Source organism: Frateuria aurantia DSM 6220 (assembly GCF_000242255.2).
Taxonomy (GTDB): Bacteria; Pseudomonadota; Gammaproteobacteria; order Xanthomonadales; family Rhodanobacteraceae; genus Frateuria; species Frateuria aurantia.
The window spans coordinates 1,027,534-1,051,886 of the sequence record NC_017033.1 but is presented as its reverse complement, the minus strand read 5'-3'; the positions used below and the strand labels follow the sequence as shown (position 1 = coordinate 1,051,886).

The following is a 24,353-nucleotide window of genomic DNA, read 5'->3' as shown; positions in this document are numbered from 1 at the left end:
AGCCTGCCTCATACCTGGCAGCACCGAACTTCGGTACATCCGTGCCTATACATCGGGCGGCATCCGCGTGTCCGCAACGGAAACAACCGTTGTACTGAATAACCTGCCACCAAGGCGGCCCGACGACACGTTTCATACAGGAACGGTCACCCGTGTTCAGCAGGCAACCGTTCCAAGACCTGGTCAGCGTCCTTGGCTGGCAGGTGCCGGTGTGCCGGCCGCGCCCCTCGGCGTCTACCCGACGGCCGTCAGGCTGTCCACCGCTCCACCCGTACCCGCATCACCTCCCTGCAACCGCTTCAAGGGCAGGATTGCACGGAAGATGGGTGCGGTGATGGTGGTGGAAATCACGGCCAGGGTAACCAGGGCCGCGTAAGCGTATTCCGACAACAGACCCTGGGCATGCAGCAAGGTCGCTGCCACGATTTCCATCAGCCCTTTGCATTGCAGCAATGAGCCCACCCCAAAGCGCTCGCGCCAGCTCAAACCTCCCACCGGCGGAATCAGCACGGCGGCGCCGACCTTGGTCACGACCGAAATCAGCAGCAGCAGCATGGCTGCGCCCAGGCTGCTCCAGCCCAGCACCGATCCATTCACATTCAGACCGCTATGTCCGAAGAACAAGGGGGCCAGCAGCACCAGGCCGGCCTTGCCGACGCGCTCGATATGAATTTTCTTCATCCAGTGGGGGGGCAGCAAGGCACCGGCGAAATAGGCGCCGATCAACTCATGCACGCCCAGTCGCTCGCTGGCCCAGGCGCCACCAAACAGGTAGACCAGCGCGACCAGCCAGGCCAGCCAGCCCGGCACGTTGTGACTGTGGCGATTGGTGACCAGACTGAAAATGAACAGGGTGGCCAGACAGTACGTCGCCATCAGCTGCTCGTGGCCGAAGCCGGGGCCGCCATGGATATTGGCGGCAATCTGGATGGCGCCCAGTCCCAGCCACAGCACCACGTCATCCAGCAAGGCCACGGTCAGAGCGATATAGCCGTAGACCTTGTGCGCGGGCGCGAATTCCTGGACCAGTCCGACCAGCACCGGCAAGGCACTGACCGCGATGCATAGACCGATGGCCATCGCCGCCAGCCAGCTTTTGCCATGTTCCGGTACCCAAGCCGGCACATTCAGAAAATGATGGTAGCTGAACAGGGTGGCGGCGATAAAAGGCAGCCCCAGCGCGAACAAGGCGCTGAAACCGATCCTGAGCGGACGCAGGGCAGGCATCGGTCTCCCACCCCCATGGCTGGTGCCTTCAGGCGAATGGCGCATCTCCAGACCAGCCGTGAAGGCCAGCAGGATGACGCCGATCAATCCCAGGGTATTGCCCAGTGGTGAAGGCAGCCCCAGTGACTTGATGGGCAGATGCAGGCCGGAAATCGCCATACCGACCAGGATCGGAACTACCGCCAAGGGCAGCTTTTTCCGCACACCGACCCAGATCAGCCAAGGCAGGCCCATAAACAGCAACAGATCCATCAGGAACGATAGTGTGGAATTCAAATAGACCCCCTGGATAAACTTCAAACAAATCATGAAGATGACCTTGGTCATCTTCAGGTACGCCTCTCATGTAAGCATATGAACGGCAAATTTTTGTCCGGCAATGGTTAAGTTTTTATTCATGATTGTGACTATGCCCGCCTGCATCATGGTCGAGACTGCATCTGCTACGGAATCATGCATCTTTCCGCAGTCAGGACCGGTCCATCCGCAATGCCGCCCTGCTGACCGCCCCTGAGGAGGCCTGACGATGAATCCCGAACGCCGAACCCTGCTCGCCGCGATGGTGGCCTGCCCCACTCTGCTGCTGCCTGCCCTGCCTGCGGCAGCCGCTGCCCGAGGCATGCCGCAGCCCTTGCAGCTGCCGCCAGAGGGAGGCTTCCCCAATTCGGCCTGGCCGGTCCTGTTCTATCAAGATGCCTATCCGGCCCGGACGGCGGATCTGGCCAGTCTGTACGAGACGGAATTCGCAGCCCATGGCTGGCCACCGCAATGGCGATACGGGATGTATCCCTTTGACCATTTCCATTCCACCGCGCATGAAGCCCTCGGCATCTTCAGCGGTCATGCCAGGGTGCGTCTGGGCGGCCCGCACGGCAGGCCTCTGGATGTCGCGGCCGGTGACGTGCTGGTGCTGCCGGCCGGCACCGGCCACTGTGCCTTGAGTTCCAGCGACGACTTCATGATGGTGGGCGCCTATCCTCGGGGGCAGTCCTGGGACATGCAGCGCGGCGATCCGGCCGAGCTTGAGCAGGTGCGGCACGCCATTGCGCAAGTGCCCCGTCCTGCCCTGGATCCGCTGGGGCACCCCTTGCAGGCCTTCTGGCCCTGACGCTGCGCGAAGCCGGCCCGGCCGGGCGAGATCACCCGCCATGCCGGCCATCATGCCATGTCGGATCAGGGCACCGTGATGATCGGCCTTGCCGCTGAACGGGTGTAGTCGAACACTACCGCACTCTGGATATGCGGAAAGGCGAACTGTTTGAACCGCTCATGGACCGGCTCGTAATAGGCCGGTGAGTTGATGACCGGTGTACCTACGTAATAATTGCGATCCCCTTCGGAACGGAACGTGATCAGGAAAGCCTCCTGCAACCCCTGGTCTGCACCCTCGCCACTGTTCTGCAAGCCGGTTTCGATGGACAGGATGTACGGCCGTCCATGGCGCCTTGCGCTCTGTTGCATGGCCAGGAATTGCTCCCTGATCTGGCGGCGAATGGCTTCACTGGTGCCGGGTTTGTAGCGGAACATCACCATGTGCCGGACCAGTCCGGGCTTGTAGTCGGGTCCGGTGAAGCGCACCAGACCCACTTGCTGCAGTTCATCCTGCCGTGCCTGTGCAGCCGGGTCCAGCGCCTTGGAGGCACCTGCAGGCAAGGCCAGCGTCGTTGCAGGAGCGGCCATCACGGCCAAGGCCAATACCCATGCATGGATCCATGCCTTGCGCTTCATACGCTTCGCCTCTGAATGAATGACGACAGCACCGGCAACAGCCGGTATTGACCATTGCAGGGTAGCCGAGCCTGATCCCTGCTGACCATCCCCTGTGTCGCCATCCGTGACACAGACCACAGATGGTGGTCCATGGCAGCGGGTACGACTCAGCGAAGATGCGGCCCGGCCACGACCCGTTCGAGCCAGCTCAGCAAGGGATGTTCGGGCAGATACAGCAATACGCCGGTACTGGCGATGGTCACACCGACCATGATCACGGCCATGGTGACCGAAAAACGTGCCGCCAGAGTACCGAGAATGGCCCCGCCAAACAGACAGCCGATGACCATGACCCGGCGCCACACCGCCTTGGCCGAGCCACCGACCAGGGGGTTGTCATGGGCCAGTCCATGCAGCGGCCCGGTGGCCGCCGGCACCGTCAGATCGGCCACCTGGGCATAACGGGTAGCCGAAGTCTGCAAGCCCATGGAAAAGGCCAGCGTCACCAAGGTGGCGTAGTAGGAAACAGGCAGCTGCAAAGACCAGATCAGCGCCGCGGCGACGACCAGCGCGCCGACCGCCAGCAAGATGTCGGCAATGGTCCGGCGGCGGCTTTGCTCCCGTCGCACCAGATACCCCCCCAGCATGGCGCCTCCGGCATAGCTGCCGATGGCCGACATGCCCGGAATCAGCAGTGAATGACTGGAGAACAGATGGATCGCCGACAGGATCAGCGTCGCCGTCATATAGCCGGTGAAGACCTTGAGGTGCAGCAGGGTGATCGCGTCCAGCGCGCCCATGGCGGTGGTGACCATCATCACGGCGGTAATGATTCTCTGATCCTTGCGTTCACCCGGGGTCATGGAGTGTCTGTACGTCCTTCCGTCCTTGCGGCAACCTTAGGCCGTACCGATCTGCGACCTTGCCGGCGACCTGCAGCAGCCGGAGCGAGCGGCGTGCCGCACGCCGCTGTTCGCCGGCCATTATCCTTTGCTATGCCGCAGCATGCCACTTGCCGCGGCCATACCCTCGGTCAAGGCCGCGGACCAGCCCAGTCCGTAGAAGGCCTGACCTGCCAGCGTGGCATAACGACGCCCTGCTTCCGACAGCCTAGACTGACACGGCAAACCGGGATTCCAGCCGATGCCGGATCGGACTGCATTGCAGGCGTTCCGCCAGAAAGTCGATGAGCGCACGCACCCGTCCCGACACGACGGTCTGACCCCGCACATACACGGCCTGGATCGGCGCGGCCGGAGAATGACAGTCCGGCAAGACATCCACCAGACGTCCGGATACCAGATCGTCGGCGACATCCCATATCGACTTCAAGGCAATACCCGCACCTGCCAGAGTCGCCGCGTGGGCCACTTCGCCGTCATTGGTCTGGAACATGCCGCTGCCCACATTCACGGTCACCGACCCGCCATCGCGATCGACAAAACGCCACAAATTGATCGGCGGATCACCCGGCAACAGGCAACGATGATTGACAAGATCACCCGGGGTCTGCGGCCAGCCATGCCTGGCAAGATAGTCCGGCGAGGCGCAGGCGATGCGACGGTCACCGACCAGCAGCCGGGCAACCAGTGAACTGTCGACCAGAGCCGCCTGGCGAATGGCCAGATCGAAGCCCCCCCCCACCAGGCTGACCAGCGCATCACTGGAGACGAGATGGATCCTGACGCGGGGGTGGCGCATGCCGAACTCGGCCAGCAACGGCGCCAGATGTCGCCGGGAGAACGGCAGCGAGGCGGTGATCCGGATCTCGCCGACCAGCTCACCGCTCATCCGGACTTCTTCCCGTGCCCGCTCCAGCTGGCTCAGCACCTGCCGGCACTGCGCCGCGTACTGAATACCTTCCTGGGTGAGATGCAGGTGGCGAGTGCTGCGCTTGACCAGCTGCACCCCCAGCTCGGCTTCGAGCCGGCTCAGCTGCTTGGAAACGGCGCCGCTGGAAAGGCCTGCCGCACGGGCCACTTCCGACAGGCTTTGCGCCTGGGCTATGCGTACAAACAGCGCCAGATCCTGCAGATGCTCCATCACTTCTTCCAGATTGGAAAAAGTGAATTTAACAGAAGCCGCTTAATCTGTGCGTTCTACGTGATTATGATGCGATGATGTCATCATCAGGCTTTGCTCCATTATCCGGCATCCATACGATGACCCGATACGCGGCATGATGTCGCCGCAACCATGCATGGCATTTCGCGTGGCTTGCGGCGGGATCTGCAAGCTTCAGCCACCACTCATCAATCGAAGGGTTTTCATGACTGCCCAGTACTCGTCCGCCAGAGCGGCTCCATCCACCGACGCGCAGCCGCGGCGGCGCTTCCTGTCTGCCAGCCTGCTGGCGGCCACGACCGGCCTGCTGACCGGCACCGCAGCATCCAGCCAGGCTGGTTCCGCAACGGCGGCGACGACAGCCAGCCCGGCTCCCGAACACTTCATGGAAGTCTCGCAGCTGCTGACCGGTCACGCGCTCAACGGCAGCCTCGCCGGCCGGGCCTGGCAGGCGATCTGTCTGCACCAGTCCGACTTCCCCCGTCGCTTCACTCAACTGCAGGCCGCCATCGACAAGGCCGGATTGCATGACATGAGCCAATGGAGCAGCTCCCCCGTCGCTGCCGATGCCGATCTGAAAGCCACGGCTCTGGCGATTGTCAGCGCCTGGTATCTGGGCGTGGTCGGAGAAGTGAAAGATCGTGCCGAAGACGGCCCTTCCTTTATCACGTATGAGAGCGCTCTCATGTGGGGCCCGACCTCGGACGTGACGGTGATTCCCACCTACGCCCGTGGCGGCCCCGGCTACTGGAAAACCCGACCGGCCAGCGTCGCCACCGACTGAGATCGAACGCCGCGCATCACATCCACCCAGCCGCAGGCCGCGCCCTGCCGGCACAGGAAGACATCATGGCAGTACAACAGCAATATGACGCCGACGCCATCGTCGTAGGCTCGGGCCTGATCGGCAGCGTCGCCGCCCACAACCTGGCACGCCAGGGGAAATCCGTGATCCAGCTTGAGGCCGGCCCCCGGGTACCTCGCTGGAAAATCGTCGAAGGCTTCCGCAACTCCGGCAATGCCAGCTCCAATGGCGGCAACCGCAATCAGCCCTATCCCAATGAGCCATGGGCCCGCACCTCGTTCACGCCGGGCTATATCGAGAATACCGGCCCGGTGGAATACATCCCCGGCATGTTGCGTCTGGTCGGCGGCACCACCTGGCACTGGGGCGGAGCCTGCTGGCGGATCCTGCCGAACGATTTCAAGCTGAAGAGTCTGTATGGCGTGGGCCGCGACTGGCCGATCAGCTACGAGGACCTGGAGCCTTTCTACAGCCGGGTCGAAATAGAAATGGGTGTGTCCGGTGACGATCACGCCGATTACAGTGGCCACAACGGCGCCCCCTACCCCCCCCGCAGCGTGCCTTTCCCGGTGCGCCCGCAGGAACTGAGCTATCTCTCGCAGCGCTTTGCGGCACGCGTGGCCGAAGGCGGCTATCCCTTCACCTACCAGCCCAATGGCCGGGCCACCGACCCCTACGGCGAGCGCCCCGCCTGTGTCGGCAACAACAATTGCTCACCGATCTGCCCGATTGGTGCCCAGTACAGCGGTGATCGTCATGCGACGATGGCTGAACGCGCCGGTGCCCGGCTGATTCCCAATGCAGTGGCCTACAAGATCGAAAAGGGGCCGGACGGCAAGAAGATCGTGGCCATCCATTACTACGACCAGGATGGCAAGAGCCACCGGCTGACGGCGCGCTATTTCGTGATCGCTGCCCATGCCATCGAAACGCCGCGCCTGCTGCTGCTGTCCGACGTGGCCAATTCATCGGACATGGTCGGCCGCAACCTGATGGATCACAATGCCTTCTCGCTCAGCATGCTGGCCGATGAGCCGCTATGGTCAGGTCGCGGCCCGGTGCAACAGGGTGACGTGCTGAGGTGGCGTGATGGCGATTTCCGTCGCCAACATGGCGCCATCCGTTATGAAGTCGGCAATTTCGTGGGCAATGTGCCGATCACCCGTCGCCTGCTGGAACAGGGTGTGATGGGGCCGGAGCTGGACAAGCAGATCCGTCATATGGCCGCCCGCTTCATCTCGGTATCCTCCAATATCGAAAGCCTGCCGGATCCGGCCAACCGGGTCAGCCTGCATGCGCACAACAGGGACAAGTTCGGCCTGCCCCAGCTCAGCATCAACTATGACGTCAGCGCTTATGTCCGTGCCGGCGGTGAAGTGGTGAAGCAGGACTTTCTCAATTTCCAGAAATTGCTGGGCGCTGAAGTGTTCGAAAAGAACATTTCCGTATGGGAAAACCGCGACCACCCGATGGGCACCGTGATCATGGGCGAGAACCCCAGGGATTCGGTGGTCAACCATGAATGCCGTACCCATGATCACGACAATCTGTTCCTGGCTACCACCGGCGTGATGCCGGCCGCCCAGGCCTTCAATCCGACGATGACGGGCGCAGCCCTGGCCATGCGTTCGACCGACATCATCGCCCGGGAAATCTGAGGAGCCTGATCATGCGCAAACTCCATGCCTTGAAACTCGCCGCAACGGCCTTGCTGCTGGCAGCAGGCACCAGCGGCGCCATCGCGGCCCAGACCAGCGATCCGCTGGCAGCCAAGGGCGAGTACATCGCCCGCGCGGCCGACTGCGCCGCCTGCCATACCCTCAAGGGCGGCAAGCCCTTTGCCGGCGGTTATGCCATCGCTTCACCGCTGGGCACCATCTACGCCACCAATATCACGCCGTCAAAGACGGCCGGCATCGGCAACTGGACCGAGGCCCAGTTTGCACGGGCCGTGCGCGAGGGCGTATCGGCTGACGGGCATCATCTTTACCCTGCCATGCCTTATCCCGACTATGCCGGCATCAGTGACAGCGACATGCATGCGCTGTACACCTACATGACGACCCAGGTCGCGCCGGTAGATGGCCAGGCCGCGCATGTCACCGCGCTGGGTTTCCCCTACGGCATCCGCTCCAGCATGGCCTTGTGGAATCTGCTGTATCTGAAGTCCCCCAGCCATGCCGACGTCGATGCAGGCAACACGCTGGCCAGAGGTCGTTACCTGGTCAATGCGCTAGGCCATTGCAGCAGCTGCCACACCCCGCGCAATCTGCTGATGGCGACCGACAACAGCCGCTACCTGGCCGGCGCGGATGTCGCCGGCTGGCATGCCCCCAATATCAGTTCCGACCCTGTGGCCGGCATTGGCGGCTGGTCCGAGGGTGAACTGGCCGGCTTTCTGAAAACCGGGCATGCGGCCGGCAAGGCGCAGGCCGCCGGCGGCATGGCCGAGGCCGTGGAAAACAGCCTGCGCTATCTTTCGGACAGCGATCTGCATGCCATGGCGGCATATCTGAAGTCGGTACCCGCACAGCACGATCCGGCCGTCACCCATCCCGCTTACGGATATGGACAGGCTCCGGCCCGGATCTATGATCTGGACAACGCTCCGAGCCGCAAGAGCCTGGATGCCGCCGCCGCCAGCACACCCATCGGCGAGGCCTTGCTGGCCAGCCGCACCTATACCGATCTTCCCAATGTCACCGAGGGTGCGCGCCTGTTCACCGATGCCTGTGCCAGCTGTCATCAGCCCAGCGGCGCAGGGACCGAGGATCATTACTATCCGTCCCTCTACCACAACAGCGCCACGGGTGGAGTCACGGCCAACAATCTGGTGATGGCCATCCTGCATGGCGTGGATCGTACCGGGGCGGACGGCCCGACCTATATGCCGGCCTTTGATCGGGACATGAATGATGCCCAGATCGCAGCCGTCTCCAATTTCGTGGCTTCCAGCTACGGCAACCCGGCCCTGAAGGTCGATGCCGCCCAGGTGAAGATGCTGCGCGCGGGCGGTCCGCCACCGGCCCTGAAGCTGTGGATGCCGCGACTGCTGGCTTTGGGTGCCATCGTCATCCTGCTTCTGGCCGGGCTGCTGATCACCCTGCTGCGGCGCAAACGCTCGCGTTGATGCGCTCGGGCGGGTCCGCTCCGGACCCGCCCGTTTCCCTTGCTGACTTTCTCTCCGGCTTCCATCGCGATGCCGCAGAAGGATGGACTGTGCCCGGAGTATGGTAGTCATGAACGCTTTTGCTCGCTTGCTACCCTGGATCTTGCTGTCATGTGCCATGGCGGCGTCAGCCGACGAAAGCCGGGCCTGGCTTGGCGGTGACTGGGACGGAGCCCGCCACCGTCTGGCAGAGCGAGGTATCAACTTTGATTTCGGCTATACCTCGGAAGATCTGGCCAATGTCCGAGGGGGCGACCGCAAAGGCATGGTCCACACTGGCCAGCTGGCTCTGGGCACCGTCTTCGACCTGCAGAAACTGTGGCATCTGCAGGGCGCCAGCTTCCATTTCACCACGACCTACCGCGATGGCCACGATATCCGGGCCAGGAACGGGGTCGACACCCTGCTGCAACCCCAGGAAATCTACGGACGAGGCCAGACCTGGCGACTGACCGAAATGTACTGGAGCCAGTGGCTGGCCGATGACCATCTGCTGTTCAAGCTGGGCAGGCTCAATGTCGGCGGCCAGTTCGGTGATGTCGAATGCACCTTCCTCAACCAGGGGCTGTGCGGATCCGAGCCCGGCAACATTCGTGGTGATTACTGGTACAACTGGCCGACCAGCCAATGGGCTTTGGTCACCCAGATCCAGTTCAATGCCAGCCATTATCTGAAACTGGCGGCCTATCAGGTGAATCCGGCCTTCGTCGAACGCTCCAACAGATTCACGCTGAATCCTCCGGGTACCATTGGCGCCCTGTTCCCCGTGGAGTTTGGCTGGACGCCCAAGCTGGGCGACAACCTGCCCGGCGCCTACAAGTTCGGCGCATGGTATACCAATGCGCATACCCGGGATGTCTACCGCGATCTCAATGGCGACCCCGCCGCGCTCTCCGATCTCGGCTATCAGATGCGCGACAGCTCCTATGGCGCTTACTTCAGTATCGAACAGCAGCTCAGTCATGGTTCCGGTGTGGGTTCCAAGAGCGGCTGGCGCGCCTTTATCAACGCCACGGCCTCGGACCGGCAGACCAGCACGGTCTACCAGACTCTGGGCATCGGGGCGATTGATCAAGGTCTGAGTCCCGGTCGCCCCATCGACGAACTGGGTATCGGTGTTTCGGGGCTGCGGGTCAATCCGCGAGCCGTCGCCAACGAATCGCTGCAGTACCAGGTTGGCGAGCGCACGCGTCCCGCCGATCATGATGAATATATGGCCGAACTGTTTTACGCCTGGCAGCCGACCCGCTGGCTGCGGATTCAGCCGGAAGTGCAGTGGATCCACCATCCCGGACCGGTGGTGCGCAATCAGGGCAGCTACACCTTGCTGGGCGCCAAGTCCTCCATCATATTCTGACCCCGTCACCACCAAGGCGGGCATCAGCCAGCCTTGGTGCCGGGTGCCGGGTGCCGGGTGAAGCGAAATGACATCAAATCGTCATCGGAGCCCTTTAGAAATAAAGCTCTGAACTCGCCTCCCGCCATCAATTGCCCAAGGTATGTCGCCATGCCCTACTCACTACGCCACCTGCCGGCGCCAGCTGCCACTGCCGAACCCGGGGCATCCATCTTGCTTCAGCTCAGTGACGTGCTGGGCGCGCAGCTGCGTCAGCTGGCTCTGATCACCCGTGATCGCGATGACCCGCTGCAGGCCCGTGAACTGGTCAGCGAGCTCTATCGTGCCAATCTGCGACTGCAATCGGCGGTACTGCGCTGCAGCTGACAGAGCCTCAGGGCTCACCCTGCCCCGGACCAGGCGTTACGTCCAGCACCCCGTAGGCACTCATCAGCCGTGCCAGTCCCACGACATTGTCCAGTTCCAGCTTGTCCAGCAGCCGCTGCTTGTGGGTAGACACGGTTTTCGGACTGAGGCTGAGCTGGTCTGCGATCGCAGAGAGCGTCTGGCCTTTGGCCAGCATCATCGCTACTTCAAGCTCGCGCCGACTGAGCCTGTCAAACGGCGAACAGCTGTCGCCGAGGCTGGCAAGCGCCACTTCCTGGGCCACCGTCGCCGCCAGATAGCGGCGCCCCCTGGCCGCCAGACGGATCGCGCTGAGCAGCTCCTCCTGCGAACATTCCTTGGTGACATAACCGGTGGCGCCGACATTGAGCAGGCGCCGCGGCAGGCGCCGGTCGGCCAGCATGGTGGCGATCACCACGCTCACCTTCAGCCCGCTGCGCCTGATCCGTTCGGTCAGCTCGATGCCGCTCATGTCGGGCAGACAGACATCCACCACGGCCACGTCAGGATGCAGGCTCCGGATCAACTGCAATCCCTGCAGGGCGGTACTGGCCGTACCCAGCACCTGCATGTCCGAAGCCCCGGCCATCATCAGCTGGTAACCCTGCCTGACCAGCAAGTGGTCATCGATCAAGACGATGCCGATCATCCGTGATCCCATCGATGCAAGAGAGCATCCACGGTAGACAGGCCACTCCGGCAATGCAAGTGGCAATGATCTACACGGACATGACAAGGCCGCCCGCAGGCGGCCTTGTCAACGGCGATCAGTATCGCGACCGACTCAAGGGCGACGCTCCAGCTCGGGATTGTCGCGGGTGACCGGCATCAGATCCTTCTTGGACACGCCCAGCCACAGCAGGATCGGGCTGGCCACAAAGATCGAGGACAGGGTGCCGACCACGATGCCGATCAGCATCGTCACCGCAAAGCCGTGCACGGCGGGACCGCCGAAGAAAAACAGCGCCGCCATCGCGATGCCGGTGAACAGCGAGGTGATGATGGTACGGGACAAGGTACTGTTGATCGAGCGGTTCAGCACCTCCACCGGCTCGGCCTTGCGGGTGGAACGGAACAGCTCGCGGATGCGGTCGAACACCACCACCTTGTCGTTGATCGAATAGCCGATCACGGCCAGCACCGAGGCCAGCACGGTCAGGTCGAATTCGCGACGGACCAGGGCGATGATACCCAGAGTCACCAGCACATCGTGAATTTCAGTCAGCAGGGCCGCGATCGCGAAGCGTCGTTCGAAACGGATCCACAGATACAGGCCGATGCCGATGATGACGAACAGCGCAGCGATGCTGCCGTCGCTGCGCAGCTCGGCGCCGACCTGCGGACGGGCGAAGCTGCGGCTGTCCAGGGTCGCATCGGCGCGGCTGCTCTTCAATGCCGCCATCACGTCCGTAGCGACGCGATCGGCCTGGGCCGAGGCGCTGAGCTTGGCGGCCTGCAGCGAGCCCGGATCGTCCTTGGGCTGCAGGCGGATCGATACGCCGCGGCTGCCGCCCAGGGTGGCGACCACCGGATTCTCGATGCCGTGCGACTCCAGTGCCTGGCGCACGTCGGCGACGTCCACCGGCTTGGCGTAGCTGACTTCCATCGAGACGCCGCCGGTGAATTCCAGGCCGTAGTTCAGCCCACGCGTCATCAGCAGCACGACCGAGGCCAGCATCAACAGCACGGCCAGACCGATCGTGAACTTGCGCGCGCCCAGGAAGTTGATGCGACTGTTGTGATTGAAAATTTCCATCGCTTGTCTCCCCTCAGACCGACAAGGTCTTGAGCTTGCGCCCGTGGTGGATCAGGGCCGTGATCGCGTGGGTCAACGTCACCGAGGTGAACATCGACGTCAGAATGCCGATCAGCAAGGTGATGCCGAAGCCACGGATCGGACCCGAGCCCATCGTGGTCAGGGCCAGCGCGGCGATCAAATGGGTGACGTTGGCATCGAGAATGGTGCCCCAGGCCTTGTCATAACCGGCGCGGATCGAGGCCAGCGGCGTCGAGCCGTTGCGCAGCTCTTCGCGGATGCGCTCGCAGATCAGCACATTGGCATCGATGGCCATGCCCAGGGTCAGCACGATGCCGGCAATGCCCGGCATGGTCAGAGTGACCCCGATCATCGACATCACGGCTACCAGCAGAACCAGATTGAAGAACAAGGCGATGTCCGCGACGATGCCGAACAGCTTGTAATAGATCGCGGCAGCGACCAGCACCAGGCCCAGACCCAGCAGCACCGCCATCAGACCCTTGTGGATATTGTCCTGGCCCAGGCTGGGACCGACCACCTGCTGCTGCACGATATCGACCGGGGCCGCCAGCGAGCCCCCCTTCAGCAGCAGGGCCAGCTCGGAGGCGGCCTGCGGCGAAGCCAGACCGCTGGTCTGGAAGTTCTTTCCGAACACGCCGGCGATATTGGCGTAGCTGATGACCTGCTCGGTAGTGTGCGGAGTGCGCACCTCCTTGCCGTCGACCATCTTGATGTCGGTGGTGCGTTCGATATAGACCACGCCCATCGGCTTGCCGACACTGGCCGAGGTGAAGGCCAGCATATTGTTGGCGCCGCTGGAATTGAGGGTCACCGACACCATCGGCGTACCGGTCTGCTGGTCGAAACCGGAGGAGGCATCGATCAGCTGGTTGCCGGTGGCGATCACCCGCTTGCTCAGCAGATAGGGTTCACCATGGGTGCCGTGATACAGCCGCGCATCGGGCGGCACATTGCCGCTGCGCTCGGCTTCGATGGCCTGCTGCGGCGAGCCGTAGCCGGCGCGGTATTCCAGGGTCGCGACCTCGCCCAGAATGCGCTTGGCCTGGGCCGGATCCTGCACGCCGGCCAGTTCGACCACGATCTGGTCATCGCCCTGCTGCTGGATCACCGGCTCGGACACGCCCAGCTGGTTGATGCGGTTGCGCAAGGTGGCCACGTTCTGGGTGATCGCCGCCTGATCACGCGCGGCCAGCTCGGCCGGCTTGATCTTGGCCAGCAAGGCGGGCGCACCGCCGGCAGCGGTCTGGTCCGTCACATCCAGGCTGGGATTGTCCAGCTGGATCTGGTTGCGGGCAGCATCGCGATCGGCCGTATTGCGCAGCACGATATTGATGCCCTGCCCCGGACCACCGACCTGGCTGACACTGTCGAAATTGATATGGTGATCGTGCAGCGAGCCGCGGATATCGTCGGCGTACCGCGACTCCAGACCGCTGACCACGGCATTCTTGTCGACTTCCAGCAGGAAGTGCACGCCGCCCTGCAGATCCAGACCCAGCGGCATCGCGCCTGCATGCAGGCTGCGCAGCCAGGCCGGAACGGTCGACGCCAGATTCAGGGCCACCGTGTAGTTTTCGCCCAGCGCATTGTGGATCACGTCCGCGGCCTTGGCCTGCGCATCGGCATTGGCGAAGTTCACCCGCAGGCGATCACCGTCCAGCTGCAGCTGGCCGTAGCTCATGTGTTGCTGTGTCAGCGCGGTGGCGATCTTGTCCTTGGTCGAATCATCCAGTACCGCGCCATGGCTGGCCAGCACTTCCACCGAAGGCGCGGGGACAAAGGTATTCGGCAAGGCATAGACAATGCCGAACAGGAGAATCACCGCGACCAGCGCGTACTTCCAGCGAGGAAAATCACTCATGCCATGGATCCATCAAATGCCGACGCGCCGAAGCTCGGCGCGGTCAGCGAAAACACCATACCCACTCAGGAGTTCTTCAGCGTGCCCTTGGGCAGCACCTGCGAGATTGCGCCTTTCTGCACCCGGATCTTGACCGAAGGTGCGATCTCGAGAGTGGTGAAGCTGTCACCGACCTCTTCGATCTTGCCGGCCACGCCACCGCTGGTCACGACTTCATCGCCACGGGCCAGGGCCGACAGCATCGCCCGGGTTTCCTTCTGCTTCTTCATCTGCGGGCGGATCATCACGAAATAGAAGACCACGAACAGCACCAGCAGCGGCGCGAAGGTCAGCAGCGAATTCGGCCCCTGGGGCGCGGCGGCTTGCGCGAGTACGAACGGCATGGAAGCAATCATGGTTGAATTTCCCTGACAAGAGACGAGAACGCGCGGCAAGCTGCCTCGCGCCCAAATAAAAGACCTTGGATTATGCCACGCACGGGCCTGCTGTGCATGGCCCGGCCCGCAGACGCCTCAAACGGCATCAATCGGACGGCAAATCAATGACTTGACCTGGCACCATGGAACGCAGGAAGGGAATCGTGACCTTGCGCCGAGCTGCCAGCGAGGCGCGATCGATGCGCTCCAGCAATTCGATCAAATCGCCGGGATCGCGCGAAAAGCGGGAAAACAGCCAGTCGAGCACGCCGTCATCCAGCTCCAGACCGCGTCGGGCCGCCTGCCTTCGCAGCATCTCGCGGCGCTGCTCGTCATCCAGTGGCCGCAGCACCGCCAGGGTGCAGGCCCCCAGCCGCGAACGCAGATCCGGCAGCTGGATTCCCAGCTGGGAGGGCAGCTTCGGGGTACTGAACAACAAGTGCCCGCCATGGGCCCGGCCACGGTTGTACAAGTCGAACAAGGCGACTTCGGCCTCGTGGTTGCCGGCCACGGCATCGATATCATCCAGCGCCAGCACCCCGGTACCGCTCATGCCGCGCAAGGCCAGAGTCAGATCCGGCAAATGCTTCAGCGGCAGGTACTGCGCCGGTTCGCGCAAGGCGATCGCCGCCTGGCAGGCCGCGATCAGCAGATGGGTCCGTCCGCTGCGGGAAGGGCCGCAGACCACCACCCAGTCTCCACCGGTATGGGTGGCCGCCGCCCGGATCAGCTCGATCGAGGCGGCATTGTCGCCCGGCAGGAAGTACTCGAAACGCTGGCGCAATGGCCAGCGCAGCTGCAGCGGAATCTGGGGTGTGGTCATCAGTGGGCAGGTGTGGGCGAATCAGGAGCATCGGCAGGGGCGGCATCAGCGCCCTCGAGTGCCTCTAGCTCTTCGAGAACAGGATCTTCGGCACCGGGATCGGTATACAACTCGCTGTGCTGGTAACGCTCGACCAGATAACGCAACAACACCAGAATCACCGACGCCGCCGGCAAGGCTAGCAGAATCCCCAGGAATCCCCCTATATAACCTCCGGCGATCACCGCGAAAATGACGGCCACTGGATGCAGGCCGATCTTGTCGCCGACCAGTTTCGGGGTCAGCACATAGCCTTCCAGCAACTGACCGACCAGAAAAGCCCCGACGACCAGCAGCAGATGGGTGGTATCCCCATACTGCACCAGCACCGCGATCGTGGCCGCGCCGAAGCCGATGATGAAACCCAGGTAGGGCACGAAACTGAGCAGGCCGGCGACCATGCCGATCAACCAGCCCACCGACAGGCCGATAAGACTGAGCGCCGCACCGTAGAACAGACCCAGCGCCAGCATCACCAGCAGCTGCCCGCGCACAAAGGCACTGAGCACTTCATCAGACTGCCGCGCGAGATAGGCCACGGTGGGTTCGATCGAACGCGGCAGCAGCCGGTCGATATAGGCCAGCATCTTGTCCCAGTCCCGCATCAGATAGAAGGCGACCACCGGAATCAGCACCAGATTGGTGGCCCAGCTGATGATGCCCATGCCCGAGCGCGACAGTTTGCCCAGCACCGCCGAAGCCACCCCGCCAATGGAGCCGATATGACTCTTGACGATATCGATCAGGCGATCCGGATCGAACAGATGGGTATCCAGATGCAGATGATGCTGCAGCCAGGGCAGCGCCGTGCCCTGGAACCAGCTGTAGTAACGCGGAAGATTGTCGCCCAGATTTTCGACCTGCCGCGAAATCAGCGGAATGATGACCAGCAGCGCGACCACGAACAACACCAGCAGCACCGTGAAAACAATGCTCACGGCCAAGGTACGCCACATGCCCAGCCGTACCAGCCGGTCAGTCAGCGGCCCGCCCATATAAGCCAGCATCGCGGCGATCGCGAACGGCATCAACACCGGACCAAGCAGCCAGGCGACCCAGGCGATCAGCAGCCCGATCGCCAGCAACTGCCAGCGGCGCATCGAATCATGTGTCATGCCAACACTCCTGCCACAGCCATCCTGTCATCGGAGCACGACGCACGGAATGCCGGCATTCCGTGGTCGGGACCGTCCTTTGCATCCCGTATCGCCATTCAGTGTAGCGCTGTTCAGTGGATCCAGCGCAGCGCGGCATCGGCGCCGGCATGAGCCTGCGCCACCTGCAGCCGGCCGCCGGCGGTCAGTCCGGCACTGAGATTGCTCAGCGGGACCAGGCTGCTGATCGACAGCAGGATGCCGTCATCCGCCACGGATACCGTATCGACATGGGTGATAGCCGAATCATCACGCAGCAGGGCCAGCAGACTGGCATAGTCCTGGGCCGAACCCAGCCCCGAGACCCAGAGGCTGCCGCTGTTGTTGCCGTTGCCGATCACGTTCAGCTGCTGACCGAGATGACTGATCGCCGCCGTTCCCGCCGCCTGCAGCGGGTCCGCACCGGCAGCGGCACTCCCGCTCCAGCGCTGGGCCGCACCGCCGTTGAACAGAGTCCATTGACCACCATCGTTACCAACCTGCCCGACCAGGATCAGGCCGGTGCCGTAGCGCTGGCTGGTCGCGGCCAGCTGGCTCTGATCAGCAACCAGACTCGACGCGGACGGCGCGGCCGAGGCATCGGCATAGCTCACTTCATAGCCGCCCTGGTTGATGGCTGCAGCCAGCGACTGCAGCTGGCTCTGGTCCAGCAGACGACCACGGGCATCACGCACCAGCAACAGCACAGGCGGGCGCTGGCCGCTGCGCGTACCCAGCTGCTGGGCCAGATGCCGCACCGAGGCCGGGTCGAACCGCACCTGCAGACCCAGGCCCTGGGAGGAGTCATTGCCCTGCTGGTACTGGTACTGGGCCACCAGACCGCTGGCGCCTTTCAAGGCATCGGCATAGCCGGGCTGGCCGCGCAGATCCTGACCGCCGGCCAGACGCACCAGCACCTGGCCCAGCGCGTCGGCAAAAGCCTGGTTCCGCGTGGCCACACTGGTATCAGCCACCGGCAATTGCACGTTGTACGGCGAAACCGGCAACTGCTGGGCCAGGGATGGCCCCGAAATGGTCAGCAGAATCGCAAGCCCGAGAAGTGCGAACAGGCGCATGGGATAGACTCACCAAGAGAAAACTTCCCGGAAGTCTGCCCAATCCGGACTTCAACGTCTATCATTGACGGTTTCCCGCAGGTCGCCCCTATCATGTCCGACGCACTTACCTACCGCGCCGCCGGCGTCGATATCGATGCAGGCAATGCTCTGGTTGAACGCATCAAGCCCTTGGTCAAACGCACTTTCCGTCCCGAAGTCATGGGTGGACTGGGCGGTTTCGGCGGCCTGTTCAATCTCGGCACCCGCTATCGCGAGCCCGTGCTGGTTTCCGGTACCGACGGTGTCGGCACCAAGCTGAAACTGGCTCAGCAACTGCAGCGTCACGACAGCATCGGCATCGATCTGGTCGGCATGTGCGTCAACGATGTGCTGGTGCAGGGCGCCGAGCCGCTGTTCTTCCTGGACTATTTCGCCACCGGCAAGCTGGATGTGGATACCGCGGCGGCCGTGGTCGGCGGCATCGCCAAGGGCTGCGAGCTGGCCGGCTGTGCCCTGATCGGCGGCGAAACCGCGGAAATGCCGGACATGTATCCGCCGGGCGAATACGATCTGGCCGGTTTCACCGTCGCGGCGGTGGAAAAGGACGAGATGCTGACCGGCGAAAAGATCAAGGCCGGCGACGTCATCCTTGGCGTGGCTTCCTCCGGCCCGCATTCCAACGGCTATTCGCTGATCCGCAAGGTGCTGGAGCGCGCCGGCCATCCGCTGGATCTGCAGCTGGACGGCGTCAGTCTGGCCGATGCCTTGATGGCGCCGACCACCATCTACGTCAAACCGATGCTGGAACTGCTCAAGGCCGTACCGGTGCATGGCATGGCCCACATCACCGGTGGCGGCCTCAAGGAAAACATCATCCGGGTAGTCCCCGATGGCCTGGGTATTGCCCTGGAAGCCGACAGCCTGGTGCTGCCGCCGGTCTTCGACTGGCTGGCCCGCGAAGGCAAGGTCGCCCGCGAGGAAATGTGGCGCACCTTCAACTGCGGTATCGGCTTCACCCTGATCCTGGATGCCGAAGACGCTGATGCGGCCAGCATCCTGCTGGCCGCCCACGGCCTCAGCAGCCGCCTGATCGGTCAGGTCGAAACCTCTGCCGCCAGCGAGGCTGGCGAACGGGTGCACATCGGCTGATCCGGCATGACGACGACTTCCCCGCTGCGCATCGCGGTCCTGGCCTCGGGTCGTGGCAGCAATCTGCAGGCCTTGATCGAGGCCTGCAGCGACGGGCGCCTGAGTGCCCGGATCGTCCTGGTCGGCAGTGATCGCCGTCAGGCTCAGGCGCTGCAGCGTGCCGAGTCCGCCGGTATCGAACACTTCAGTCTGGATCCCAAAGCCTGGCCGGATCGCGCCGGCTTCGATGTCGCCCTGTTCCGGCGGGTGGCTGAAAGCCGGCCTGACCTGGTGGTGCTGGCCGGCTATATGCGGATTCTCGACGCTGCAGCCGTCGAGGCCTGGCAGGGGCGAATGATCAATATCCACCCTTCTCTGCTGCCTCGCCACCGCGGCCTGCACACCCATCGCAAGGCCCTGGAGCACGGCGATGCCGACCACGGCACCAGTGTGCATTACGTCAGTGCCGAGCTTGATGGCGGCCCCGTCATTGCCCAGGCGATGACCCCGATCCGTTCCGACGACGACGAAACTCGCCTGAGCGAACGCATTCTGCAACTGGAACACCAGTTGCTGCCCGCCGTGGTGCGCCTGATCGCCGATGGCAGGCTGCAGTGGCGACAAGGCATGCCCTGGCTGGACGAGCAGCCACTCAGCACGCCGCTGACCTGGCCCTTCGAGAACGCCGTCGCCTGAACGGCGTGCCGCTCCAGTGCCCTCGCAAGCACACGGCCGAACCACGATCCCCGGCAGCACGAAAGCTGGATGAAACAAGCGGTTCAGGCCGCTCCGGTACACTGCCGCCCATGGCTATCTCATCCCGCATCCAGATTCTCTCATTCCTCGCCGGTCTGGCCCTGGCCAGCTCGGCCGTCGCTGCCAGTCAGCCCAGCCATGGCTTCGTCGCCCATTATCAGGTCACCCGCAGCGGACAGCCGCTGGGTAACGCCACCCTCAGTCTGCAGCTTGGTGCCAACGGCACCTATCGCTATACCAGCGAAGTCGACGGCACCGCCGGTGTTGCCGCCCTGCTGGCCGCCTCGGTCAACGAGGAAAGCCAGTTCCGCTGGAATCACGGCGGCCCGGAAAGCACCGAATATCATTACCGCATGCAGACAGCCTTCAAGCACCGTCACCGCCAGATGACCGTGGACTGGGCCCAGGGCCAGGTCAGTGTCGATGAAGGCAAGGGCGTGCAGCAGTATCCGGCCCGGCCCGGCATGGTCGACCACAATCTGCTGCTGCTGGCCATCGGCTGGAGCCTGCAGCAAGGCAAGACCGGCGCACTGGCCCTGCCCGTAGCCGTGCGCCAGACCGTCGAAACAGAGCATTTCCAGATCAGCAAGGATGGCAGCGTCAGCGTGCCTGCCGGCCACTTCCAGACCCAGCGGGTCGACCGCAGCGATCCCGGCAAGGCCCTCAGCGCCTGGTATGCCCCTGACCAGTTCCCGCTGCCGGTGAAGCTCAGTCAGCAGGAGGGCGGCGACATCGCCATGCAGCTGGTGGACTTCAAGCGCCAGTAAGCCGATCCGGTGCCTGGCTTTTTGCTGATTCACCCGCGCCCAACATGAAAAAACCGGCTGCAGCCGGTTTTTCAGATATTAAGATCCCCCGCTGCCTGCGAGGGGAGCCGGCCTCAGGCCTTTTTCCTTGCCGCGGCGGCCTTGAGGGTGGCGGGCTTCACCACCGTGTCGGCCGTGGCCACGGCGGCGGGCGCGCTGTGCAGCCGGGTGCGGCCGTAGCTGCCGCGGTAGGTCTTGCCGCGCCGGGTCTTGCGATCACCTTTGCCCATCATTGCACCTCATGATTGCGGGAGTGGATGTTGCCCAACCATCCTAAGCAGGCGCGAATTCCGCTGCAAGATGCTCCGGCGCAGGCGATCAGCGAGCTGAATGGCCCAGTTCGCACGAGCCCTCATCGACGCAGCCGGCCGTCTCGATCTGCACGGTCAGATGACCGATGCCGAACTGGCCGGCCGCCAGACGGTTCAAGGTCTGCAGCAGCGCCCTTGGATCAGCGCCCGCCGTGGTCACGACGTGCAAGGTCGCCATCCGGCGGCCCGATGCCAGCTGCCAGACATGCAGATGATGGACATCGACGATGGCCGGATCGGCACCGCGCACCGCCTCGGTCAGCTGCGGCAGATCGAGGCCTTCGGGCACACCCTCCAGCAGGATATGGGTCGAGCGCCGCAGCAGATGCCAGGCACTGTTGAGCAGCAGGAGGGCGACCAGGATGGAAAGCGCCGGATCGGCCCAGGTCCAGCCCAGCCAGCGGATCAGCAGTGCGGCCACGATGGCGGCGGCCGAGCCCAGCATGTCACCGATCACATGCAGTACCGCACCGGCCGCGTTGAGGTCGTCATGCGCATGGTCATGCGCATGCAGGGCCCGCAGCACGCTGATATTGGCCAGCAGGCCCAGCACCGCGACCCAGAACATGATGCCGCTCTGGATCGGCTCGGGATGGCGCAGCCGCCCCACGGCCTCGACCACGATAAACACGATCAGGGCCAGCTGGACCAGCGCGTTGACGAAACCGGCCAGCACCTCCATCCGGCCATAGCCATAGGTCCGGCGCTGGTCGGCCGGACGCGTCGCATACCAGGCACCACCGAGGGCCACCAGCAAGGCTCCGCTGTCGACCAGCATATGGGCGGCATCGGTCAGCAAGGCCAGCGATCCCGACCACCATCCGCCGACGGCTTCGAAGACCATCACCAGGCTGGTCAGCAGAAAAGCCTTCCACAATCGTGACGCCGGCAGGCCATGCGTGCCATGGTCGTGGTCGTGGTCGTGGTCGTGGTCGTGGTCGTGGTCGTGATGATGCGGCTCAGTAGGGCCGTGCGTATGGCCGTGGTCATGCCCATGACCGGTGCCGGGATGAACGGACGCCTGGGCGTCATGACCATGGTCATGCGCGTGCTTGCCATGATGGGTAGGCTGGGTCATGGAAGTCCGTCGATCCGGGCAACAGAAGAAGGTCGCCATCCTAGACAGCTGGCCGACCGTTACACAATCTCAGCCGGCAGCCACGATTCAGGCCGTGGCGCGACGCCGGCTCGCCGTGGCGGGCTTGACCGCCTGCACGCCGGCGGCACGCTGACAGTCGCGGCAGGTGCCGTGCACTTCCAGAGTCTGGGCCTGCGGCTTGAAGCCGAAGGTCTGGGCCTGGCTTTCGATCAGATCGGCCACGCGCGGATCGCATACTTCCTGGGCGCTGGAGCAGCTGTCGCAGATCAGAAACGGCACCTGGTGATGTTCGGCCGGATGATGGCAGGAGACATAGCTGTTGATGGACTCCAGCTTGTGGATGAAGCCTTGCTCCAGCAGAAAGTCCAAGGCCCGGTAGACCGTCGGCGGCGCCGCGTTGCCATGGGTTTCGCGCAACTTGTCCAGCAAGTCGTAGGCTTTGACCGGTTTGCCGGCTTCGGCCACCAGTACCAGCACTTCCTTGCGCAACGGCGTCAGACGCAGTCCCCGTTCTTCACTGGCCTGTTCGATCACCCGGATCATGCCCGCGGCATCGCGGTGCCGATGCAGTGTCTTGTCCATGAGGCCACCTCGCCACTTCTACGCTGATCGGCCATTGTACCAGCAAGCGGCAGGCCCGGCCGCGACATGGCTCAGAGCGGCAGGGGCGGTGGCTTGCGGCCTCGCCGGGGACGGGCCGCGAACGGCCAGCCCAGCGGTCCCAGCAGCAGTCCCCAGCACAGGCCGGCCCACAGCCGACCATGGCTTCGCCCCAGCCAGGCCCCGACCAGTCCGCAGATCAGGGTGGAGGCGATCAGCCACCCCCAGGGCAGCGTCTGCAGCCATTGCCTCAGAAGCTGCCAATAAGCGGCCTGATCGCCCTGCAGAGCGGCATCCAGCATCCGCGCCAGCAGGCCGTTTCCGGAGCCGGCCGATGCGGAAGCCATCGCTTAGCCGGCCGCTTTCAGCTGCGCCGCATCGAGCCGGCGCAGCACTTCCTCGCGACCGGTCAGGTACAGGGTGTGGTCGATCGAAGGCGAGACCTGGGTACCGGTCAGCGCCACCCGCAGCGGCTGGGCGATCTTGCCCATGCCCAGCTCCAGCGAAGCGGCCAGTCCGGCCACGACTTCATGCAAGGCTTCCGGCTGCCAGGGCTGGACCGTAGCCAGCGCCTCGCGGGCGGCGGCCAGCACCTTGGGACCGGTGGCATTGCGCAGGTGCTTGGCCACGGCCTGCTCGTCCCAGGTCTGGATCGGCGCGTACCAGATCTTGGCGCGCTCGGCCATTTCCGCCAGGGTCTGCACCCGGTCACGCAGCGCGACGATGACCTCGGCCGGAGCCGGGCCCTGGCTGATATCGATGCCGGCGCGGGCCAGATGCCATTCGAATTCCGGCAGCAGCGATTCGGGACTGTCGGTCTTCAGATAATGCTGGTTGAGCCAGGACAGCTTTTCGACATCGAAACGCGAGGCCGCCTTGTTGACATCGGCGATGTCGAACAGCTTCTGCATTTCCTCGATGGAGAAGATTTCCTGATCGCCATGCGACCAGCCCAGGCGGACCAGATAGTTCAGCACGGCATGCGGCACGAAGCCCTGCTCGCGATACTCCATCACGCCGACGGCATTGGTGCGCTTGGACAGCTTCTTGCCTTCCTGGTCCAGAATCATCGGCAGGTGAGCGAACACCGGGACCTGAGCCCCCATGGCGTGGTAGATGTTGATCTGTCGCGGGGTGTTGTTGACGTGATCATCGCCGCGGATCACCTCGGTGATGCCCATGTCGATATCGTCGATCACCACCGCGAAGTTGTAGGTGGGGAAGCCATCCGAACGGAACAGCACCAGATCGTCCAGCTCGCTGTTGCTCCATTCGATGCGGCCCTTGACCTTGTCATCGAATACCACGCTGCCCTCGCGCGGATTCCTGAAGCGGATCACCCGGTTCGGATCCTCGCGGAAGGGCTCGTTGCGGTCACGGTAGAAACCGTTGTAGCGCGGCTTCTCGCCTCGTGCCATGGCGGCCTCGCGCATCGCCTCGATCTCTTCCTTGCTCTCGTAGGCGTAGTAGGCCTTGCCTTCGGCCAGCAGCTTCTCGACGGCTTCGCGATAACGATCCAGACGGGCGGTCTGGTAATAAGGACCCACATCGTGGTCCAGCCCCAGCCAGGCCATGCCGTCCAGAATGGCCTGCACGGCGGCATCGGTGGAACGCTCACGGTCGGTGTCTTCGATCCGCAGCACGAACTCGCCGCCCTGACGCCGGGCTTCCAGCCAGCAATACAGCGCGGTGCGGGCGCCGCCGATGTGCAGAAAGCCGGTGGGGCTGGGGGCAAAACGGGTACGTACAGTCATGGCAGATCGTTCGGCAGTATCGAATCGGCCATTTTACCCCATTCGGCGACCCTCACGGGTCGCCGCGGATGCG

The 24,353-nt window shown here is 63.6% G+C and carries 25 protein-coding genes; 9 read left to right on the top strand and 16 right to left on the bottom strand.

The genetic code is table 11. From position 1 onward, the window contains the following. Positions 1 to 234: 234 nt before the first annotated feature. A complete protein-coding gene (locus tag FRAAU_RS04685; RefSeq protein WP_169314747.1) occupies positions 235 to 1,536 on the bottom strand; it encodes a cation:proton antiporter in 1,302 nt (433 codons plus the stop codon). A 217-nt stretch (positions 1,537 to 1,753) separates the two neighbouring features. On the opposite strand from FRAAU_RS04685, the gene FRAAU_RS17465 reads away from it, so the two are divergent. After that, positions 1,754 to 2,335, top strand: coding sequence for a hypothetical protein (locus FRAAU_RS17465; RefSeq protein ID WP_014402422.1), 582 nt, complete (start codon positions 1,754 to 1,756; stop codon positions 2,333 to 2,335). Between the two features lie 65 nt (positions 2,336 to 2,400). Here the strand turns inward: FRAAU_RS17465 and FRAAU_RS04675 are convergent, their stop codons facing one another. From FRAAU_RS04675 to FRAAU_RS04665, 3 genes are all read right to left on the bottom strand, one after another. Beyond that, on the bottom strand, positions 2,401 to 2,955 hold the full coding sequence (locus FRAAU_RS04675; RefSeq protein WP_014402421.1) for a Dabb family protein: 555 nt from the start codon (positions 2,953 to 2,955) through the stop codon (positions 2,401 to 2,403). A 149-nt stretch (positions 2,956 to 3,104) separates the two neighbouring features. Beyond that, on the bottom strand, positions 3,105 to 3,800 hold the full coding sequence (locus FRAAU_RS04670) for a YoaK family protein (RefSeq protein WP_014402420.1): 696 nt from the start codon (positions 3,798 to 3,800) through the stop codon (positions 3,105 to 3,107). A gap of 247 nt (positions 3,801 to 4,047) precedes the next feature. Further along, the gene (locus tag FRAAU_RS04665) at positions 4,048 to 4,980 is read right to left on the bottom strand and encodes a LysR family transcriptional regulator (RefSeq protein ID WP_014402419.1); all 933 of its coding nucleotides are present in this window, start codon (positions 4,978 to 4,980) and stop codon (positions 4,048 to 4,050) included. Positions 4,981 to 5,206: 226 nt separating this feature from the next. On the opposite strand from FRAAU_RS04665, the gene FRAAU_RS04660 reads away from it, so the two are divergent. The 5 genes from FRAAU_RS04660 (at position 5,207) to FRAAU_RS04640 (ending at position 10,698) form a co-directional block, all read left to right on the top strand. Continuing rightward, entirely contained in the window at positions 5,207 to 5,785 is a 579-nt protein-coding gene (locus tag FRAAU_RS04660; protein ID WP_014402418.1) for a sorbitol dehydrogenase family protein, read from the top strand. 65 nt (positions 5,786 to 5,850) lie between these two features. Then, on the top strand, positions 5,851 to 7,464 hold the full coding sequence (locus FRAAU_RS04655) for a GMC family oxidoreductase (protein WP_014402417.1): 1,614 nt from the start codon (positions 5,851 to 5,853) through the stop codon (positions 7,462 to 7,464). A gap of 11 nt (positions 7,465 to 7,475) precedes the next feature. Further along, positions 7,476 to 8,936, top strand: coding sequence for a c-type cytochrome (locus FRAAU_RS04650; RefSeq protein WP_014402416.1), 1,461 nt, complete (start codon positions 7,476 to 7,478; stop codon positions 8,934 to 8,936). 109 nt (positions 8,937 to 9,045) lie between these two features. Further along, positions 9,046 to 10,332 (top strand): carbohydrate porin, encoded by a 1,287-nt coding sequence (locus FRAAU_RS04645; protein WP_014402415.1) that lies wholly within the window; start codon positions 9,046 to 9,048, stop codon positions 10,330 to 10,332. A 150-nt stretch (positions 10,333 to 10,482) separates the two neighbouring features. Continuing rightward, complete coding sequence (locus tag FRAAU_RS04640; RefSeq protein ID WP_014402414.1) at positions 10,483 to 10,698, top strand: hypothetical protein; 216 nt, start codon at positions 10,483 to 10,485, stop codon at positions 10,696 to 10,698. Positions 10,699 to 10,705: 7 nt separating this feature from the next. Here FRAAU_RS04640 and FRAAU_RS04635 read toward each other — a convergent pair whose 3' ends face one another. The 7 genes from FRAAU_RS04635 to FRAAU_RS04605 all read right to left on the bottom strand — a co-directional run bounded on the left by FRAAU_RS04635 (position 10,706) and on the right by FRAAU_RS04605 (position 17,844). Then, positions 10,706 to 11,365: a response regulator gene (locus FRAAU_RS04635; RefSeq protein WP_014402413.1), complete on the bottom strand. Its 660-nt coding sequence runs from the start codon at positions 11,363 to 11,365 to the stop codon at positions 10,706 to 10,708. 135 nt (positions 11,366 to 11,500) lie between these two features. After that, positions 11,501 to 12,472, bottom strand: a complete 972-nt coding sequence (gene secF, locus FRAAU_RS04630; RefSeq protein WP_014402412.1) for a protein translocase subunit SecF — start codon at positions 12,470 to 12,472, stop codon at positions 11,501 to 11,503. Between the two features lie 13 nt (positions 12,473 to 12,485). Further along, positions 12,486 to 14,357, bottom strand: a complete 1,872-nt coding sequence (gene secD, locus FRAAU_RS04625) for a protein translocase subunit SecD (protein WP_014402411.1) — start codon at positions 14,355 to 14,357, stop codon at positions 12,486 to 12,488. 65 nt (positions 14,358 to 14,422) lie between these two features. Beyond that, a complete protein-coding gene (yajC, locus tag FRAAU_RS04620) occupies positions 14,423 to 14,752 on the bottom strand; it encodes a preprotein translocase subunit YajC (protein WP_014402410.1) in 330 nt (109 codons plus the stop codon). Positions 14,753 to 14,879: 127 nt separating this feature from the next. Further along, complete coding sequence (hda, locus tag FRAAU_RS04615; RefSeq protein ID WP_014402409.1) at positions 14,880 to 15,596, bottom strand: DnaA regulatory inactivator Hda; 717 nt, start codon at positions 15,594 to 15,596, stop codon at positions 14,880 to 14,882. Further along, on the bottom strand, positions 15,596 to 16,750 hold the full coding sequence (locus FRAAU_RS04610; protein WP_014402408.1) for an AI-2E family transporter: 1,155 nt from the start codon (positions 16,748 to 16,750) through the stop codon (positions 15,596 to 15,598). The genes hda and FRAAU_RS04610 overlap by 1 nt, the downstream gene beginning before the upstream one ends. 113 nt (positions 16,751 to 16,863) lie before the next feature. Further along, positions 16,864 to 17,844 (bottom strand): DUF2066 domain-containing protein, encoded by a 981-nt coding sequence (locus tag FRAAU_RS04605; protein WP_014402407.1) that lies wholly within the window; start codon positions 17,842 to 17,844, stop codon positions 16,864 to 16,866. 93 nt (positions 17,845 to 17,937) lie between these two features. Between FRAAU_RS04605 and purM the strand changes: the two genes are divergently transcribed. From purM to FRAAU_RS04590, 3 genes are all read left to right on the top strand, one after another. Beyond that, positions 17,938 to 18,975, top strand: coding sequence for a phosphoribosylformylglycinamidine cyclo-ligase (purM, locus tag FRAAU_RS04600; RefSeq protein ID WP_014402406.1), 1,038 nt, complete (start codon positions 17,938 to 17,940; stop codon positions 18,973 to 18,975). A 6-nt stretch (positions 18,976 to 18,981) separates the two neighbouring features. Further along, positions 18,982 to 19,650, top strand: a complete 669-nt coding sequence (gene purN / locus FRAAU_RS04595; protein ID WP_014402405.1) for a phosphoribosylglycinamide formyltransferase — start codon at positions 18,982 to 18,984, stop codon at positions 19,648 to 19,650. A 110-nt stretch (positions 19,651 to 19,760) separates the two neighbouring features. Beyond that, complete coding sequence (locus FRAAU_RS04590) at positions 19,761 to 20,477, top strand: DUF3108 domain-containing protein (RefSeq protein ID WP_014402404.1); 717 nt, start codon at positions 19,761 to 19,763, stop codon at positions 20,475 to 20,477. A gap of 113 nt (positions 20,478 to 20,590) precedes the next feature. Here the strand turns inward: FRAAU_RS04590 and FRAAU_RS16805 are convergent, their stop codons facing one another. The 5 genes from FRAAU_RS16805 to gltX all read right to left on the bottom strand — a co-directional run bounded on the left by FRAAU_RS16805 (position 20,591) and on the right by gltX (position 24,280). Continuing rightward, positions 20,591 to 20,749 carry a 30S ribosomal protein THX gene (locus tag FRAAU_RS16805; RefSeq protein WP_245546433.1) on the bottom strand — a complete coding sequence of 53 codons (159 nt, stop codon included), beginning with the start codon at positions 20,747 to 20,749 and terminating at the stop codon, positions 20,591 to 20,593. Between the two features lie 85 nt (positions 20,750 to 20,834). Then, a complete protein-coding gene (locus FRAAU_RS04585) occupies positions 20,835 to 21,905 on the bottom strand; it encodes a cation diffusion facilitator family transporter (protein ID WP_014402402.1) in 1,071 nt (356 codons plus the stop codon). An 87-nt stretch (positions 21,906 to 21,992) separates the two neighbouring features. After that, the gene (locus tag FRAAU_RS04580; protein WP_014402401.1) at positions 21,993 to 22,508 is read right to left on the bottom strand and encodes a transcriptional repressor; all 516 of its coding nucleotides are present in this window, start codon (positions 22,506 to 22,508) and stop codon (positions 21,993 to 21,995) included. A 71-nt stretch (positions 22,509 to 22,579) separates the two neighbouring features. Then, complete coding sequence (locus FRAAU_RS04575) at positions 22,580 to 22,873, bottom strand: hypothetical protein (protein ID WP_014402400.1); 294 nt, start codon at positions 22,871 to 22,873, stop codon at positions 22,580 to 22,582. Positions 22,874 to 22,876: 3 nt separating this feature from the next. Further along, a complete protein-coding gene (gene gltX / locus FRAAU_RS04570; RefSeq protein WP_014402399.1) occupies positions 22,877 to 24,280 on the bottom strand; it encodes a glutamate--tRNA ligase in 1,404 nt (467 codons plus the stop codon). Positions 24,281 to 24,353: the final 73 nt, after the last annotated feature.